Consider the following 16,414-nt stretch of genomic DNA (forward strand, 5'->3'; position numbering starts at 1 on the left):
GATGGTCTCGTCAGACGTGAAGCCAAAAGCCCTCCGCGGGGGGAGGGCTTTTGTTTGCATTGATTGTAGCTATGGTTGCGACGGTTTTAAAAGTCCCGAAACGCCAAACGCGCCTCGCTGCACCACACAAAAATCAGATATCGACGACAAGCCCCTTTGCCTTCAGGACGGGCTCCAGATTGCTAACCTCGATAACGGATTTGCCCTGCTTGTAAGCTTCAATGAAGCCCGCTTCAGCATCTTCGCGAATTTGCGAAAGACGTGCCGATTCCTGAGCGTCAGCACGACGCACAACCACCAAACCGTCCGCATCGCCAACAATGATGTCGCCGGGATTGACGATCTCATCGCCAATGATGATCGTATCGTTTACTGCGGCAATCGTTTCCTTGACGGTACCCTTGATGCAGACGCTGAACGAGAATACAGGGAAGCCAAGGTCTCGAAGCTGCAAGGTGTCACGCACACCGGTATCCGTCACCAGACCACCGATCCCCTTTGCAAGGCAGGCATTTGCCAGCACGTCGCCAAAGGAACCAGCCTCTTCGTACTCACCAGCTGAAACCACGATGATGTCGCCGGGCTTGGCGTAATTAATGGCCAGCTGCAACATGATGTTGTCACGCGGCGCGCATTTGACGGTAAAAGCGGGACCACACAGTTTCATGCGGTAATCGACAGGCTTGATGCGGGAGGAAAGTGCGCCCCTGCGACCCTGTGCCTCGTGGATGGTTGCCGGCGAAAACTTCGAAAGGGCTTCGATGTCTGCCTTGCTTGGCCGTTCTGCTATATCTTTAATGTGGATCATAAAACCTCCCACGGTAAGGCTGGCGGCGGGAACGTCCCGCCACTCGCATTGAGTTTAATTGTCATGTGTCAATCGTTGCCGTGGCTTGAAGCCAGGCGGGATCAGGGGATCGGGTCGAATTTCAGCTCGGAGAGCGGGACGACCTTGTCCGTACGGGTCATTTTGTATTCGGTATTCGGGCCAAGCCACTTGTCCCAGATTTTGTTTATCTCGCCGGAGGCGTCGAGTGTGCGCAGCACTTCATTGATTTTCGCTGTCAGGGCAGGATTGTCCTTTGCCATGCCGACACCGATCGGCTGATAGAGCATAGGCTCCTCGATCATGCGCATCGGTTTGCCCTTGGTCTTCGATTCATTGACGAACTTGGTGGTGGTCATGGTGTTGGCCACCATACCCCGCGCCTTGCCCTGCTGAACGGCAAGATAGGCAGAGGCAGTATCCTGGAAGGTCAGCGGCTCGGACTTGTTGAGCTTGATAGACATTTCAGAGGTCGAGCCCTTGGTGGAGGCGACACGCTGGCCTTCGTAATCCGACTTCTTCTTGCCGGCATCATCAACCGGCACGATGAGCATTTCCTTGGCGAGATAATAGGGATCGCTGAACTGAATCTGCTCGGCGCGGCTTTGTGTGTAGGCGAGATTGGCGACGGTGATATCGACGCGGCCAAGCTTGACTTCCGGCACACGGGCTTCCACCGACACCGGTTTGACTTCGGCCTTCACGCCCAGTTCCTTGGCGATCGCGTTGCAAAGATCAACGTCAAAACCGGCCATTTCACGGGTCTTCGGATCGGGTGCCGCGAATGGCACGACATCAGCAAAGGTTGCGCAACGAAGCACCTTGTTCGCCATGATCGTATCGAGTTGATCAGCCGCCGCTGGTGACGCGAGAGCGGTTCCAGCCAGTGCAACGGTAAGTGTCAGGCATTTCCAGTTCATGGTCAGTTCTCCTCTTATGATTGATTGGTATCAGTGGCGCAGATCGGAAAGGAACCGCTGCGCGCGCGGATGGCGTGGTGCTGTGAAAAACTCTTCCGGCGTCGCTTTTTCGAGAATTTCGCCGGCGTCGATGAACCAGATGCGGTCGGCAACTTCACGGGCAAAGCCCATTTCGTGGGTCACGCAAAGCATGGTCATGCCCTCTGCCGCGAGCCCCTTCATGACGGCCAGCACCTCTCCAACCATTTCCGGGTCGAGAGCGCTTGTCGGTTCATCGAACAACATGACGGGCGGCTCCATGGCCAGCGCACGCGCAATTGCCACGCGCTGCTGCTGACCGCCAGACAATTGCCCCGGATAGGCCCCGGCCTTGTCGGAGAGGCCTACCCGATCCAGAAGCTTCAAAGCTTTCTGGCGGGCAACATCAGGTGCGACGCCTTTCACCCGGATCGGGGAAATCGTGACATTTTCGACAACAGACAGGTGCGGAAAGAGATTGAAATTCTGGAACACAAAACCAACTCTGCTGCGCAGAAGATTGAGTTCCTTTGTCTTGGTTGCCGCGTGAATATCCTGCCCATCGAGCGTGATGGATCCGCTGTTGATCTCTTCGAGACGATTGACGGTACGGATCAATGTGGATTTGCCGGAGCCGGAAGGGCCGCAGATGACGATAACCTCGCCCCGCGCGACTTCGGCGTCGACATTCTTCAAAACCTCGTAGTCGCCATAACTCTTGCAGACATTGGAAATGCGGATGGTCTGCTGTGTTGATGATGCCGTGTTTGTCATGGCTGCTCCGTTATGATTTTCGCCTGCGCCTGCAATGCCTGTTGCCGGCGACCGACCACACCGGCACGGCGTTTGGCGATACGCCGCTCGACGGCATTTGCGAGATACGTCAAGCTCCAGCAAATGGCGTAGTAGACAACCGCGAGGATGAGGAAGACCTGGAATGGTTGGGTCAGAAGCTGATTATTGACCTGACTTGCCGCAAAGGTGAGGTCGGGTACGTTGATGACGTAACCGAGCGTCGTATCCTTGATCGTGGCGACGAATGTCGAGATCATGCTGGGGATCATGTTGTAAAGCGCCTGCGGCAAGATGATGAAGCGCATTGCACCGAGATAGCTGTGGCCAAGCGCTCTCGCCGCATCCATCTGCCCGGCACCAAGAGCGACAATACCCGCTCTTACGACTTCGCTGAGAAATGCGCCCTGATAGATGACAAGCGTCGTCAACATGATGACGAAGCTCGGCACGTCTGCGCCGGTCCAGAGCGGAACGAGGAAATAACTCCACAGGATGAGCATGAGCAAAGGCACGCCGCGCGTGACATAGACCAGCCCCGTGACCGGCCACCGCAGGAGCCGCCACTTGGACAGGCGCGCCATCGCCATAAGGATGCTGACAGGAAAGGCCAGTGCGATGGCAAGGGCAGACAGGATGATCGTGTTCGCAAGCCCTCCAAGCGGGCCGTTCGGATATTGCCCGATCAGCAGCAGCAACCAGTTGTCATGAACGATGGTAATCATGTCGCCGATCATCCGCGTGCCCTCCACGCCGGATCAAGGCGCATCGAAAGATACGCACCGGCACCCATGATCAACAGCGAGAAGAAGAGGTACAGAACAGTTCCGACAAGATAGATCTCGAAGGTCTGGAAGCTGAGATTTTCAATTTCCTTGATGGCATGCGTCAATTCGGAAGCGCCGATAATGAGGGCGAGGCTGCTGTTCTTGAACAAGGAGACACTGTGATTGATGAGCGGCGGCAGGGCATTGCGCACGCCTTGCGGCATGATGATGAAGCGCATCGCGGAGAGATAACCGTGGCCCAATGCCTTGGCCGCTTCCATCTGTCCCGGGCTGACGGAGCGCAGGCCTGAACGCAGATCCTCACTGAAATAGGCTGCCTGACAGAGACCAAGACCCACCACGGCAAAGATCGCTTCGGCATTGTGACCGATCAGCCAGTCCGTCAAACCTGAAGGCAGGAGCGTGAATATCCCGAAGTACCACAGCATCAATTGCACGAGTGTGGGCACATTGCGGTGGTAGGAAACATAGGCCGCCACGGCGCGATCAGCAAAACGCGACGATGAAAACCGCACGCATAACAGGACCAGCGCAAGCGTCATCGCGAGAGACCAGGACCCGATAAAGATGACGAAGGTCATCTGCAATCCGTGCCAGAGCATTGCAATATACTGCGGGTCGCTCAGGATTGCCGACAGGTCGAAACCGCTCACGGCTTTTGTTCCTTCGCTGCGTCAGCTTGCGCCCCAGTCTGCGGTTTGGCCGTCTGAAGTCCGCCCATAACCTGCAATGTCGGGGTGATTTCCATATGGCCGATATTCATGGAAACTGGCGCGGCGACGGCAAAGGCTATCGCGTCGGCAATATCTTCCGCTTTCGGCAACTCGAAACCATCGATGAAGCGCTCGCGCACGCTCGGATCGTTGCCGTGAACGTGAGTGAAGATATCCGTCGCCACGCGGCCGGGGCAGATCTCCGTTACGCGGACGCGTCTGCCGAATGCATCCAGCCTCAACTGGTTCGAAAGCATGGCGACACCAGCTTTAACGGCATGATAGGTCGAGTTGCCGCCGAAATTATAGTTTCCGGCGATGGACGAGATATTGACGACATGCCCGCGATCACGCTCCACCATGCCCGGAACAATCAGCCGGCAGATGTGGAGAACGGCACGGAGATTCACATCGATCAAAAGGTCGATATCCTCCGCATCAGCCTGAAGGAACTTCTTCGGCCTGTCGACGCCGGCATTGTTCACGAGAATGTCGAACTGCACCTTGTTTGCAAGATCGGCAATTGCAGCGCGATCGGTAACGTCGATCGCGTGCGGTATGCAGCCGGTGCGTTCGGCGAGTTCATTCAGGGCGCCGGCGCTGCGGGCAACCGCGTGGACTTCAATGTTTTCGCGGCAAAACCGCTCGACGACAGCGGCACCGATACCGGATGAAGCACCGGTGACCAAAGCGGTCTTGTAATCGGAGAATGGCATTCTGATCCCCTTTTTTGTTACCATCAACACTAGCGAAGCTTTCCCTGCTTGCCTAAGACCGATTATTTTTGGAGTAATAAGTAAGTTTTATGGAGACCCGCAAACAGGCAATTAGAGACGGGATTCCAGGATGTTCTTGTTCCAGGCAGGAGCTTTCCGCTCTGGCGCCCAGATTGCAAAACGCGTGCGAGCCTGTAAGCTGCGCCAAGCATGGATATAAGACGTCTCAAATCATTCATCGTCATCGTAGACAGTGGCAGCATCACGCGCGCCGCAGATATTCTGCATCTGGCGCAACCGGCACTCAGCCAGCAACTAGCCGCGCTCGAAGATCATTTCGGCCAGAAATTGCTCATCCGCAGCCAGCAGGGCGTGACGATGACGGATGCGGGACATGCCGTTTACCGCCATGCACAGATCATATTGCGCCAGATGGAACAGGCGCAGGTCGACGTATCGGCGGCGGGTAACTCAATTGCGGGACGCGTCTCTGTCGGTCTTGTCCCATTCAGCAGCGCTGCAACGCTTTCCGTGGAACTGTTGGCGGAAACGCGCAAGCGACATCCGGGGATATTGATCCACCTGACGGAAAGTGTGGGACAAACCTATAGCCAGATGATCATGAATGGACGTCTGGAACTGGCTTTGATCCATGGGGTCGGACCAATCAAGGGCGTAAAATTCGAGCCCATGCTCAGCGAAGAATTTTATCTTGTCGCACATCGCGATTTCGCAATCGAAGCGGATTCAAAACCGGTGCCGATCGCCGCGCTTGATGGCATGCCCATGCTGATGCCACCCGCGTATAATTTTGTCCGGCGCGCTGTAGACACGGCATTTACCCGCAGCCGGATCAATCTGAAGGTCGTCGCGGAAGTGGAAATCGTCAGGACGCTTGCCCGCGCCGTTGCCAGTGGTCTCGGCGCAACCATCATGCCAAAAGCGATAGCCAACCGGATCGTCTCGGAAACGAGCGAACCACTTATTTGCCGGCTGCTGTCGCCACGGATCGAAGAAACACTGTCGCTCTGCATGTCCGACCAGAATTCGCTGTCTGAGCCGGCTTTTGCCGTCAAGGATATTCTGGTGGAACTGACGGAAAAATTGAAACTTTAGAGTATCCTTTGGCCCGGCAGCCGAGCCAAAGGATCGTTTTCAGGATCAACGCATATCCTGGCAGAACTGCGCAATGCGGGCGCAACCTTCGCTCAACATCTCCATGCTCGTTGCATAGGAGATCCGGAAGTATGGGCTCATACCATAGGCGGCGCCCTGTACCGTTGCCACGTGATGCTCATCCACCAGCGCCATCACAAAATCCACATCACCTTCGATTTTGCGTCCGCCCTTGGTGGTCTTGCCGATAAGCCCAGACATATTGGGATAGAGGTAAAAAGCGCCTTCCGGCTTATGGCAGCGCAAACCGTCAATCTCGCCGAGTTTGCTCAGAACAAAATCGCGACGGTCGCGATAGATAGCGGCGCGTTCTTTAAGAAGATCCTGGGGACCGTCCAGCGCTGCAATCGCTGCCGCCTGCGAAACAGTGGCAATGCCACCGCCGTTCTGACCGTTTACATTGCTTATTGCGGCGATAAGTTCCTTCGAGCCGCTGGCGCAATAGCCCAGACGCCATCCCGTCATGGCGTAAGCCTTCGACACGCCGTTCATTGTCAGAACGCGGTCATAAAGCCGCGGCTCCACATCGGCAATTGTGCCGAATTCGAAGCCATCATAGACAAGATGCTCGTAAATATCGTCAGTCAGGATCCAGACATGGGGATGACGCAGCATAACCTCTGCGATTGCTTTCATCTCCGCGCGGGAACAGGCGGCGCCGGTGGGGTTGTTGGGAAAATTGAGAATGAGCCACTTCGTACGTGGCGTAATCGCAGCTTCCAAATCTTCGGCACGCAGTTTGAAACCGGTTTGTTCGACGCACGGCACAGCGACGGGAACACCCCCTGCGAATTTGACGATATCCGCATAGCTGACCCATGACGGGGTGGGAATAACGACCTCGTCGCCGGGATTGCAGGTTGCAAGCATGGCGTTGAAAATTACCTGTTTGCCGCCTGCGGAAACGATGATCTGGCTGGCATCGTAGGTCAGATTATTGTCCCGCTTGAACTTTCTGGCGATCGCGGCTTTCAGCGCAGGCGTGCCATCCATCGGTGGATATTTCGTCTGCCCGCCAAGGGCTGCTTCGTGCGCTGCCTCGATTGCGTGAGCAGGCGTCGGGAAGTCCGGTTCACCTGAGGAGAGGCTGACCACCTTGACACCCTGCGCGGCCAGCTCTCTGGCGCGTTGGGTCATGGCGGCGGAAGCGGAGATGGAAACGTTTTTCAGGCGGTCTGATGTAGAGGGCATCTGCATGATCTTTCAGTAAGATTTAGAGAACGGGCCAACCAGAGGCCCATTAAGACGCGAGTTCTGCGGCAGGCGCGAGCGTTGCGCCGGAGGCGCTGATTTCACTACGCACGATACGCGCCAGCTCCAGTGAACCGGGCGTATCGCTGTGGACGAGGATGGAGCGAGCCGGCATTGTGATGATCGTGCCATCGATGGCTTTGACCGTGCCATCGGTCAGGAACCGGCGGACACGGGCGCGCACCGATGGTTCATCCTTGACCAGCGCGCCGGGAAGACCCCGCGCGACAAGGCTTCCCTTGGCGTCATAGGCGCGATCGGCCAAAAACAATGCCAGGGTCTTCAATCCAGCGCGTTTTGCCGCTCTCTCGATTTCGCTGTCCGGCGTTACGAACACCACAAGCTTCGGATCAACGGCAGAAATGGCATTCATCATCATATCGGCAAGCGCCGGGTCGCGATTGACCATATTGCCCATGGCCGCATGAAAACTGAAGTGCCCCACTTCGACGCCTTCGCTTTTGGCAATCGCGATCAAGGCCCCGAGCTGATAGAGCATCTGCTGTCTCAACTCATCCGGCTGAAAGGGCATTTCGCGTCGGCCGAAGCCTGCCCTATCAGGCAATCCCGGATGCGCGCCAATGCCAACGCCATTTTCTTTGGCAAGGCGAACCATTCGCGCCATGGTATCTGGCTCGCCGCCATGAAAACCACAGGCAATATTAGCCGACGATACGATCTTCATCATCGCTTCGTCGTCACAGAGCCGGTAAGGACCGAAGCCTTCGCCCATGTCGGAGTTCAGATCGATCTTCATCGTTTCCTCCCTTTGCTCCCTGGTTGTCCGTCAACCCATCGCATTCAGCGCTCGCTTGACCATTTGTGAGGTCTGGCGAACATCATCGACGTATTTCGCAACTGCCCGCTCGGCCACACGCGCTTCCTCGTGATTGGACTTCACGAATTTGATCTTCCCACCCGGGCGTGCCTGTCCTAACCGCCACAGGTCGGCTTCGATCACGCCGGCAATCTTTGGATAACCGCCCGCCGTATTTGCATCGCTCATCTGGATGATCGGCTCGCCACCTGGCGGCACCTGTACAACGCCCGGCATCACACCGTGGGAACGCATTTCGATGGTTTCCGTCGGTTTTATAGGATCACCCGACAGCCGGTAACCGGTCCGGTCGCTGCGGGAGGATATGCGCCAGATCTGGCTCCAGAATTCCTCGCCATCATTGGCAAACAGCTTTTGTTCACCGGCCGGAATAGCACGTATCGGCAAAACGCCGTCCACCACAGGCGGAAAAATATCGCTCAAAGCCACGGAAGGCTCAACTACACCAAGCCCGTTTGATGGTAGTGGTAAAAGATCGGCGGAAGCCCCTATTTCCAGCCTGTCACCTTTTGCAAGCGGTCGCCCATCGTGACCGCCGAAACTGCCGCGCAGTGCCGTGCTTCGAGATCCCATCAAAACCGGAACGTCCACCCCGCCCGTAACCGCGACATAAGCGCGGGCGAGTTTCGGCGGCTGCCTCAGTTCCAGTATCTGACCTTCCTTGCCGATATGAGCGCACCAGGAAAGCAGCTCTTTCCCGTCAAGCAACGGGCGCCCATCCGTCCCGGTAACGGCAAATGTTGCTGTTTTCGTAAAACGCAATTTGAATGGAAAAGTCTGGACCTCGATGACGGCAGCATCTGCGGCATTACCGGTCAGAATATTGCCGATCTTGAGCGACAGAGGATCCATGGCACCGCCAGCAGAAACCCCGATGTCACGGTAACCGGGGCGACCGAGGTCTTGCACGGTGTTGAAGGGGCCGGTTTCGATGATTTCGATCATAGCTCGATCCCTGTAGGTATGAAGCGAACCGTATCTCCGGGTGCCAAAAGAGCTGGCGCAGAAGAGGCGGGATCGAACATCTGCAAATCGGCGTAACCGATGGAATTCCACCCATTCGGTCCGGTCAACATCGCCACACCCGTCTGCATTCCACCGATCGTCACGCAACCCTTTTCCATCTTGATCGATGGCACGGTTTTTCGGGGCATATAGATGCGCGCATCAAGACCATGCAGATAACCAAAGCCCGGCGCGCTCCCAAGCGCGAAGACGCGGTAGGTCGCCTCATGGTGAATCCGCACGACTTCGCGGTCGCTCAGCCCTGAAAAATCACAGAGGGCTGGAAGGTCGGCAGCGTATTCGCCCCCATAATGTACCGGTATTTCAACTGTCTTCCCGACAATATCCAGACTGGCTGCTTTATCCCAGGCATCGAGCAACTGGGACACGATGAACTCTGGATCTTCAGGCGTTTCCTTAAAAATCGCCAAAAGGTTCGTCATGCCGGGAATGACTTCCGCAACACCTGCCCAGACATTTACCGTTTGCGAAAGCGCCCAGATCCAGCGTTGTGCTGGCAGATCAAATTCGCCGGATGCTTCGAGCAAGAATGACCGGGAGCCTATGAACGAAACGCGCGCCTGGCCTTTTATGACGGGCTGGATTTCGTGACGAGTTGCTAGAGTGTTCGATGTCGCAATCATGATTGAAGCTCGATTTCGAACAGCGGATCACCAAAACCAACCAGAGCATCCTGCACGGCAAGCTGATTGACGAGCGAACCGTTACGACCCGCGACAACGGGGATGAGAATGTGGTCGATCCGGATAAATCCAATCACGTCATCTGCAGCAACCAAACGCGGAAGATTTTGCGTTTTTGCAGGCAGAGCAGGCTTAGAAGAGCAGAAGAGACCGGCAATCGGCGCTTTTGCCACCACTTTCGAAACAGCGGCCTTTGGTGAGCAAACAGTGCCAGCGACGGAAATTGCAGATCTTGCCGAAGCAGAAACAATAATGCGTACCTGACCCTCAGGCGTCGTGATTTCCACGCCATCCACGCCTGCATCCGTCAGCATATCGGTCAAAGCTGTGAGTAAGACGGGGTCGCTAAAGTCGGGCCTGCTCATGCTGCGCTCCGTTCTTTTAGCCATTGTTCAAGATAGTGAATGTCTGTTTCGCCCTGCGCAAAAGCGTCGTCCTCAAACAGGGCGCGCAGGAGCGGAAGATTGGTCGAAATACCCTCCACCCGTGTACCCGCAAGCGCTTGGCGCATCCTAACCATGGCTTCAGCACGGGTCGGCGCATGTACGATCAACTTGGCGATCAAGGAATCATAATAGGGTGACACCCGGTAGCCGACATGGATATGCGTATCGACGCGAATCCCCTCTCCTTCCGGCAGCACAAGATCGGTCACGATGCCTGCCGAGGGGAGAAACTTATCAGGATCTTCGGCATTGATCCGGCATTCGAAAGAATGTCCGTCGCAGACAACATCTGCCTGCCGAAAGTCCAGAGGCTTACCCTGCGCCGCCTTGATCTGGGCCTGAACGATGTCGATGCCGCTCGTCATTTCCGTGACGGGATGTTCGACCTGCAAGCGCGTATTCATCTCGATGAAATAGAACTTGCCGTCTTCAAACAGGAATTCGAAAGTTCCCACCCCGCGATAGCCAATCTGTCGGCAAGCCTCGACGCAAGCCATACCAACCGGCTGGATCACATCGACCGAAATTCCAGGCGCTGGCGCTTCTTCGACCACTTTTTGATGACGACGTTGCATCGAACAGTCGCGGTGACCAAGCCAGACGGCATTGCCGTGCGTGTCGCACAAGACCTGTATCTCGATATGACGGGGATGCTGGAGAAACTTCTCCATGTAGAGGACAGCAGAGCCAAAAGCCTGCCTCGCCTCCTCCCCCGTCAAGGTAATGGCTTCATGAAGCAAGGCAGCTTCCTGCACTACTCGCATTCCACGCCCGCCACCACCACCCGCAGCCTTGATGATGATTGGATAGCCGATCTCATTCGCGATACGCTCAACCGTTGCGGCATCCTCGGGAAGCGCTGTATCCGGTCCAGGTACACATGGCACACCGGCCGCAATCATTGCCCGTTTGGCAGCGATCTTGTCGCCCATCGTGGAGATCGACCTTGCGTCCGGACCGATGAATACGAGACCGGCATCTTCGACAGCCTGAGAAAAGGCGGCATTTTCGGACAGAAATCCATAACCGGGATGGATCGCACCCGCACCCGTCAGACGGGCAGCGATTAAGATGGCATTCTGATTGAGATAGCTCTTGGCAGCATTCGCCGGGCCAACACAAAGGAAGGTATCAGCCGTTTGACCATATAGAGCCTGCCTGTCCGCCTCAGAGCAGATGGCCACGGTCTTCAAGCCCAATTCGCGGCAGGCGCGCTGAATGCGTGCAGCAATTTCACCCCGGTTGGCAATCAGGACCGTGTCGAAACCCGGCATATCCGATGTGGTATTGAGACCTTCCGCCATTACGCGATCTCCGCCAGCAAATCATTTGCCTCAACCTCGCCACCATCAACCTCCGTCAGATAGGTGATCCGGCCAGCGCGTGGCGCAACAATTTTATTGAAGACTTTCATGGCTTCGATAATGAAGAGGGCCTGCCCCTCTTCGACCACATCTCCAGCCTCGACAAATGAAGGTTGTCCTGGCGCGGAAGCGCGATGCAAAACGCCAAAAATCGGAGCATGAACGGAGGTCGCCGATATGGTGGCAGGAAGGATCGACTCCGACTGATCGATCAGGGCGTCATCCTCGGCTTTGACCGAGACATTGCTGCCAGTCTCTGTTCGAGGTGCGGTTTTGAATATCCGCACAGTTACGCTTTTCTCTGTCACCATGAGTTCGGTGACGTTCGTTCGTCCGACAAAATCAATCAGCGTCTTTATCTTTGGCAGGTCCATAAGCGTACTCGGCATTGTCCAAAGCCACCCGGTAATCCCGCACGATCGGGGTCACTTTCGGCTGCCTTAGACCTAGCACGATAGGCTGTTTGATGGGGTCAGAAGAACTTTTGATGGAGGTGTTCAATGAATAGGGGCCGTGAGCCCGTTGAGTTCGCGAAGCTCGAGTGTGCGTAATGGATCGACCGCTGCACGCCATCAGAGCCCCACGGGGCTGTACCACCAGCAAGTCATTTGCGGTATCCAAGGCCCTAAACGCAAAGTGCCCTCGGGGATGGGAGGGCTTTGTTGTTGATAGTCTTGAAGATATTGGTTGCGGGGGCAGGATTTGAACCTGCGGCCTTCAGGTTATGAGCCTGACGAGCTACCGGGCTGCTCCACCCCGCGTTACCAGCGTAAATCCCTATTGGATTTATCGCGACCAGCGTAAATCCCTATGGGATTTATCGCGACCAGCGTAAATCCGTATTGGATTTATCGCGACTGCATCACAGGGACGCTGTGATGTATAGTTCCGGAGCAAATTGCCGAAGGCGATTTGTCTCCTTTAAGGGACGCACGTTGCGTTTTCCTTATGTTTTCATGTTCCGCAATGCAAAAAGGCCGCTTTGAGCGGCCCTTTGTATCGGCTGGGCCGAAGAGTTTGCTTGAGAAGATATTTGTTGCGTTTTGCAGACCTGGCAGCGACCTACTCTCCCGCGTCTTGAGACGGAGTACCATTGGCGCTGGGGCGTTTCACGGCCGTGTTCGGAATGGGAACGGGTGCAGCCGCCCCGCGATAACCACCAGGTCGGCAAAACGCAACACAGTTCATGTTTTCACATGAGTGTTGTTTCGAGAAGCTGGGAAGCTTGCGCTTCATTTAATTTAACACGTCTTTCTGCGACCTTTCCCGTATGTTTGCCATACAGACCAGAGGTCGTCGCGCCCTGTGGCGCGGCCCGTCCGGAGCGCTATGCGCGTCAGGACAGAACAGATGATGCTCGTCTTTGATGAGCATGAACAATGGGAACGAAGAAGTCGATCGAGCTATTAGTAACGGTAAGCTTCACATGTTGCCATGCTTCCACACCCGTCCTATCAACGTGGTCGTCTTCCACGGCTCTGATAGGGAACACTCGTTTTCAGGTTGGTTTCCCGCTTAGATGCCTTCAGCGGTTATCCATTCCGTATATAGCTACTCTGCTATGCCCTTGGCAGGACAACAGATCCACCAGAGATACGTCCATCCCGGTCCTCTCGTACTAGGGACAGATCCTGTCAATATTCCTACACCCACGGCAGATAGGGACCGAACTGTCTCACGACGTTCTGAACCCAACTCACGTACCGCTTTAAATGGCGAACAGCCATACCCTTGGGACCTGCTCCAGCCCCAGGATGCGATGAGTCGACATCGAGGTGCCAAACAACCCCGTCGATATGGACTCTTGGGGGTCATCAGCCTGTTATCCCCGGCGTACCTTTTATCCGTTGAGCGATGGCCCTTCCACACGGGACCACCGGATCACTATGACCGACTTTCGTCTCTGCTCGACTTGTCAGTCTCGCAGTCAGGCGGGCTTATGCCATTGCACTCGACGACCGATTTCCGACCGGTCTGAGCCCACCATCGCGCGCCTCCGTTACTCTTTCGGAGGCGACCGCCCCAGTCAAACTACCCACCATACACTGTCCCGGATCCGGATAACGGACCGCGGTTAGACATCCACGAAGATAAGGGTGGTATTTCAAGGATGGCTCCACAAGAACTGGCGTCCCTGCTTCAAAGCCTACCACCTATCCTACACATGCCTTGGCGAATGCCAGTGTAAAGCTATAGTAAAGGTGCACGGGGTCTTTCCGTCTGACCGCAGGAACCCCGCATCTTCACGGGGAATTCAATTTCACTGAGTCTATGTTGGAGACAGCGGGGAAGTCGTTACGCCATTCGTGCAGGTCGGAACTTACCCGACAAGGAATTTCGCTACCTTAGGACCGTTATAGTTACGGCCGCCGTTTACTGGGGCTTCAGTTCAGAGCTTGCACCCCTCCCTTTAACCTTCCAGCACCGGGCAGGCGTCAGACCCTATACGTCGTATTGCTACTTCGCAGAGCCCTGTGTTTTTGATAAACAGTCGCTACCCCCTGGTCTGTGCCACCCCATCATACTTGCGTAAAATGGGGTCACGCTTCTTCCGAAGTTACGCGTGCAATTTGCCGAGTTCCTTCAACATAGTTCTCTCAAGCGCCTTGGTATACTCTACCTGACCACCTGTGTCGGTTTCGGGTACGGTCTATACGGTGGAGCTATTTCCTGGAACCTCTTCGCCGCACATTCAATCCAGTAAGAATGTACAACACACGAGATCCGTCACTACCACCAGGCCCACGAATATTAACGTGGTTCCCATCGACTACGCGTGTCCGCCTCGTCTTAGGGGCCGGCTAACCCTGCTCAGATTAACTTTAAGCAGGAACCCTTGGTCTTTCGGCGAGGGAGTCTCTCACTCCCTTTATCGTTACTCATGTCAACATTCGCACTTCCGATATCTCCAGCAGCCCTCACGGGTCCGCCTTCACAGACTTACGGAACGCTCCGCTACCACGCAACAGTCACTACAACTGTCACATCCTCAGCTTCGGTGCATGGCTTTAGCCCCGTTACATTTTCGGCGCAAAGACCCTTATTTAGACCAGTGAGCTGTTACGCTTTCTTTAAATGATGGCTGCTTCTAAGCCAACATCCTGGTTGTTTTGGGATCCTCACATCCTTTCCCACTTAGCCATGACTTGGGGACCTTAGCTGGAGGTCAGGGTTGTTGCCCTTTTCACGACGGACGTTAGCACCCGCCGTGTGTCTGCCGACTAGTACTCCTCGGTATTCGGAGTTTGGTTAGGATCAGTAAGACGGTGAGTCCCCATAGCCCATCCAGTGCTCTACCCCCGAGGGTATTCGGTCGACGCTCTACCTAAATAGATTTCGCGGAGAACCAGCTATTTCCGAGTTTGATTGGCCTTTCACCCCTAGCCACAAGTCATCCCAATCTATTGCAACAGATACGGGTTCGGCCCTCCAGTTGGTGTTACCCAACCTTCAGCCTGCTCATGGCTAGATCACTCGGTTTCGGGTCTAATGCAACTAACTCAATCGCCCTATTCAGACTCGCTTTCGCTGCGCCTACACCTACCGGCTTAAGCTTGCTAGTTACACTAAGTCGTTGACCCATTATACAAAAGGTACGCCGTCACCCTTGCGGGCTCCGACTGTTTGTAGGCATCCGGTTTCAGGTTCTATTTCACTCCCCTCGTCGGGGTGCTTTTCACCTTTCCCTCACGGTACTTGTTCGCTATCGGTCATGCACGAGTACTTAGGCTTGGAGAGTGGTCTCCCCATGTTCAGACAGGATTTCACGTGCCCCGCCCTACTCAAGGACAATGACTGTTCTACGCGTAAGGGGCTATCACCCTCTATGGCCGACTTTTCCAAATCGTTCCGCTTTATTCATCATTGCCACTGGCCTGGTCCGCGTTCGCTCGCCACTACTTACGGAGTCTCGGTTGATGTCCTTTCCTGCAGGTACTTAGATGTTTCAGTTCCCTGCGTTCGCTTCTTACCCCTATGTATTCGAAAGTAAGATACCTTATAACAATGCTTGGAAACCCAGGCCGTTCATAAAACAGACTGGATTTTCCAAGCATTTAAGGTGGGTTGCCCCATTCGGAGATCCATGGATCAAAGCTTATTCGCAGCTCCCCACGGCTTTTCGCAGCGTATCACGTCCTTCTTCGCCTGTGCATGCCAAGGCATCCACCAAATGCCCTTAATTCACTTCTTCGTTCTCATTGTCTATGCTCATCCATATTTGCTTGATTTGGAATTCTTGATCCTCCTCGCTTGCGCTCGAAGGGGTTCCAAATCCGGCCATACGGTCACCTCTCGGTAGCCGCAAACCAGCAAAATCCGGTTACCTTTTACAACCAGATCATCTCCTGATGACATCGACGTGTTCGATACAATCCTCTTTGAAGGCACGCCGGTGCACTTCGAGGTCGTATCATTAAGACCAGCTTCTCGAGATATCATCCGGTGATGCGCGGTCAGGCAACATCAATCCAGCATTCCCATCAGAGGAGCAAATGCTCCAACAACAAAAATGCCTCGGACAAGCGATCCTTCCTACCTCCAACCCCTCCACCAATTCCGGCCGACTAAGCCATCACATGGTTTCACAAGGATTGGTCTCGGACGTTTCAGGCATAAACCCAAAACACCTGGACGCTTCCAGACATATCTTCTCTTCACAATGTATTCAGAACAGGCATCTTCCTTAGCAGAAGATGCAAACTTTTATTTCTTCAAAAGGATATTCAACTCACCGATCAATCCACCCACACAGGCCGGTCGGCCGTCGGCCATCATTGGCCGGCCCGTCTGGAGCGCAGCGGCAAAGCCGCGACAGCCTCAAGACATAACCTCACCAATCGCGCTAGCGATTGGTGG

General features: G+C 55.1%; 14 protein-coding genes, 2 tRNA genes and 2 rRNA genes (1 of these 18 running past the window's edge). 1 reads left to right on the plus strand and 17 read right to left on the minus strand.

Features of this window, described 5'->3' with window-relative positions; translation table 11 throughout:
* Positions 1 to 133 precede the first annotated feature (133 nt).
* The 6 genes from QE432_RS04070 to QE432_RS04095 form a co-directional block, all read right to left on the minus strand.
* Positions 134 to 808: a 4-carboxy-4-hydroxy-2-oxoadipate aldolase/oxaloacetate decarboxylase gene (locus QE432_RS04070; protein WP_003518022.1), complete on the minus strand. Its 675-nt coding sequence runs from the start codon at positions 806 to 808 to the stop codon at positions 134 to 136.
* Positions 809 to 909: 101 nt separating this feature from the next.
* Positions 910 to 1,746, minus strand: a complete 837-nt coding sequence (locus tag QE432_RS04075; RefSeq protein ID WP_019566615.1) for an ABC transporter substrate-binding protein — start codon at positions 1,744 to 1,746, stop codon at positions 910 to 912.
* 30 nt (positions 1,747 to 1,776) lie between these two features.
* Complete coding sequence (locus tag QE432_RS04080; protein ID WP_003518020.1) at positions 1,777 to 2,538, minus strand: amino acid ABC transporter ATP-binding protein; 762 nt, start codon at positions 2,536 to 2,538, stop codon at positions 1,777 to 1,779.
* Positions 2,535 to 3,293: an amino acid ABC transporter permease gene (locus QE432_RS04085; protein WP_003518019.1), complete on the minus strand. Its 759-nt coding sequence runs from the start codon at positions 3,291 to 3,293 to the stop codon at positions 2,535 to 2,537. Before QE432_RS04085 ends, QE432_RS04080 begins: the two co-directional genes overlap by 4 nt.
* On the minus strand, positions 3,290 to 3,997 hold the full coding sequence (locus tag QE432_RS04090; RefSeq protein WP_003518018.1) for an amino acid ABC transporter permease: 708 nt from the start codon (positions 3,995 to 3,997) through the stop codon (positions 3,290 to 3,292). Before QE432_RS04090 ends, QE432_RS04085 begins: the two co-directional genes overlap by 4 nt.
* Positions 3,994 to 4,773: an SDR family oxidoreductase gene (locus tag QE432_RS04095; RefSeq protein ID WP_112681639.1), complete on the minus strand. Its 780-nt coding sequence runs from the start codon at positions 4,771 to 4,773 to the stop codon at positions 3,994 to 3,996. The genes QE432_RS04090 and QE432_RS04095 overlap by 4 nt, the downstream gene beginning before the upstream one ends.
* A 210-nt stretch (positions 4,774 to 4,983) precedes the next feature.
* Here QE432_RS04095 and nac point away from each other — a divergent pair, with 210 nt between their 5' ends.
* Positions 4,984 to 5,889, plus strand: a complete 906-nt coding sequence (gene nac, locus QE432_RS04100) for a nitrogen assimilation transcriptional regulator NAC (protein ID WP_003518016.1) — start codon at positions 4,984 to 4,986, stop codon at positions 5,887 to 5,889.
* Between the two features lie 45 nt (positions 5,890 to 5,934).
* Here nac and QE432_RS04105 read toward each other — a convergent pair whose 3' ends face one another.
* From QE432_RS04105 to QE432_RS04155, 11 genes are all read right to left on the minus strand, one after another.
* Positions 5,935 to 7,140: a pyridoxal phosphate-dependent aminotransferase gene (locus tag QE432_RS04105; RefSeq protein WP_065703391.1), complete on the minus strand. Its 1,206-nt coding sequence runs from the start codon at positions 7,138 to 7,140 to the stop codon at positions 5,935 to 5,937.
* Between the two features lie 49 nt (positions 7,141 to 7,189).
* Complete coding sequence (locus QE432_RS04110; protein ID WP_112199404.1) at positions 7,190 to 7,957, minus strand: 5-oxoprolinase subunit PxpA; 768 nt, start codon at positions 7,955 to 7,957, stop codon at positions 7,190 to 7,192.
* 30 nt (positions 7,958 to 7,987) lie between these two features.
* Positions 7,988 to 8,983 (minus strand): biotin-dependent carboxyltransferase family protein, encoded by a 996-nt coding sequence (locus tag QE432_RS04115; RefSeq protein WP_112681630.1) that lies wholly within the window; start codon positions 8,981 to 8,983, stop codon positions 7,988 to 7,990.
* Positions 8,980 to 9,687 (minus strand): 5-oxoprolinase subunit PxpB, encoded by a 708-nt coding sequence (gene pxpB, locus QE432_RS04120; RefSeq protein WP_112681631.1) that lies wholly within the window; start codon positions 9,685 to 9,687, stop codon positions 8,980 to 8,982. The genes QE432_RS04115 and pxpB overlap by 4 nt, the downstream gene beginning before the upstream one ends.
* Positions 9,684 to 10,112: an acetyl-CoA carboxylase gene (locus QE432_RS04125; protein WP_112681632.1), complete on the minus strand. Its 429-nt coding sequence runs from the start codon at positions 10,110 to 10,112 to the stop codon at positions 9,684 to 9,686. The genes pxpB and QE432_RS04125 overlap by 4 nt, the downstream gene beginning before the upstream one ends.
* The gene (gene accC / locus QE432_RS04130; RefSeq protein ID WP_306623402.1) at positions 10,109 to 11,497 is read right to left on the minus strand and encodes an acetyl-CoA carboxylase biotin carboxylase subunit; all 1,389 of its coding nucleotides are present in this window, start codon (positions 11,495 to 11,497) and stop codon (positions 10,109 to 10,111) included. Before accC ends, QE432_RS04125 begins: the two co-directional genes overlap by 4 nt.
* Positions 11,497 to 11,931: an acetyl-CoA carboxylase biotin carboxyl carrier protein gene (locus QE432_RS04135; RefSeq protein WP_306623404.1), complete on the minus strand. Its 435-nt coding sequence runs from the start codon at positions 11,929 to 11,931 to the stop codon at positions 11,497 to 11,499. The genes accC and QE432_RS04135 overlap by 1 nt, the downstream gene beginning before the upstream one ends.
* Positions 11,932 to 12,241: 310 nt before the next feature.
* Positions 12,242 to 12,318 (minus strand) — tRNA-Met (locus tag QE432_RS04140).
* A 288-nt stretch (positions 12,319 to 12,606) separates the two neighbouring features.
* Positions 12,607 to 12,721: ribosomal RNA gene (gene rrf, locus QE432_RS04145) — 5S ribosomal RNA — on the minus strand.
* Between the two features lie 221 nt (positions 12,722 to 12,942).
* Positions 12,943 to 15,749: ribosomal RNA gene (locus QE432_RS04150) — 23S ribosomal RNA — on the minus strand.
* A gap of 659 nt (positions 15,750 to 16,408) precedes the next feature.
* A tRNA-Ala gene (locus QE432_RS04155) sits at positions 16,409 to 16,414 on the minus strand (it continues 70 nt past the right edge of the window).

The organism is Agrobacterium sp. SORGH_AS_0745, assembly GCF_030818995.1.
Taxonomy (GTDB): Bacteria; Pseudomonadota; Alphaproteobacteria; order Rhizobiales; family Rhizobiaceae; genus Agrobacterium; species Agrobacterium tumefaciens.

Bases quoted from the DNA above. Each gene is read 5' to 3' on its own strand.
- QE432_RS04070 (WP_003518022.1), bottom strand. From the start codon at position 808: ATGATCCACATTAAAGATATAGCAGAACGGCCAAGCAAGGCAGACATC.
- QE432_RS04075 (WP_019566615.1), bottom strand. From the start codon at position 1,746: ATGAACTGGAAATGCCTGACACTTACCGTTGCACTGGCTGGAACCGCT.
- QE432_RS04080 (WP_003518020.1), bottom strand. From the start codon at position 2,538: ATGACAAACACGGCATCATCAACACAGCAGACCATCCGCATTTCCAAT.
- QE432_RS04085 (WP_003518019.1), bottom strand. From the start codon at position 3,293: ATGATCGGCGACATGATTACCATCGTTCATGACAACTGGTTGCTGCTG.
- QE432_RS04095 (WP_112681639.1), bottom strand. From the start codon at position 4,773: ATGCCATTCTCCGATTACAAGACCGCTTTGGTCACCGGTGCTTCATCC.
- nac (WP_003518016.1), top strand. From the start codon at position 4,984: ATGGATATAAGACGTCTCAAATCATTCATCGTCATCGTAGACAGTGGC.
- QE432_RS04105 (WP_065703391.1), bottom strand. From the start codon at position 7,140: ATGCCCTCTACATCAGACCGCCTGAAAAACGTTTCCATCTCCGCTTCC.
- QE432_RS04110 (WP_112199404.1), bottom strand. From the start codon at position 7,957: ATGAAGATCGATCTGAACTCCGACATGGGCGAAGGCTTCGGTCCTTAC.
- QE432_RS04115 (WP_112681630.1), bottom strand. From the start codon at position 8,983: ATGATCGAAATCATCGAAACCGGCCCCTTCAACACCGTGCAAGACCTC.
- pxpB (WP_112681631.1), bottom strand. From the start codon at position 9,687: ATGATTGCGACATCGAACACTCTAGCAACTCGTCACGAAATCCAGCCC.
- QE432_RS04125 (WP_112681632.1), bottom strand. From the start codon at position 10,112: ATGAGCAGGCCCGACTTTAGCGACCCCGTCTTACTCACAGCTTTGACC.
- accC (WP_306623402.1), bottom strand. From the start codon at position 11,497: ATGGCGGAAGGTCTCAATACCACATCGGATATGCCGGGTTTCGACACG.
- QE432_RS04135 (WP_306623404.1), bottom strand. From the start codon at position 11,931: ATGGACCTGCCAAAGATAAAGACGCTGATTGATTTTGTCGGACGAACG.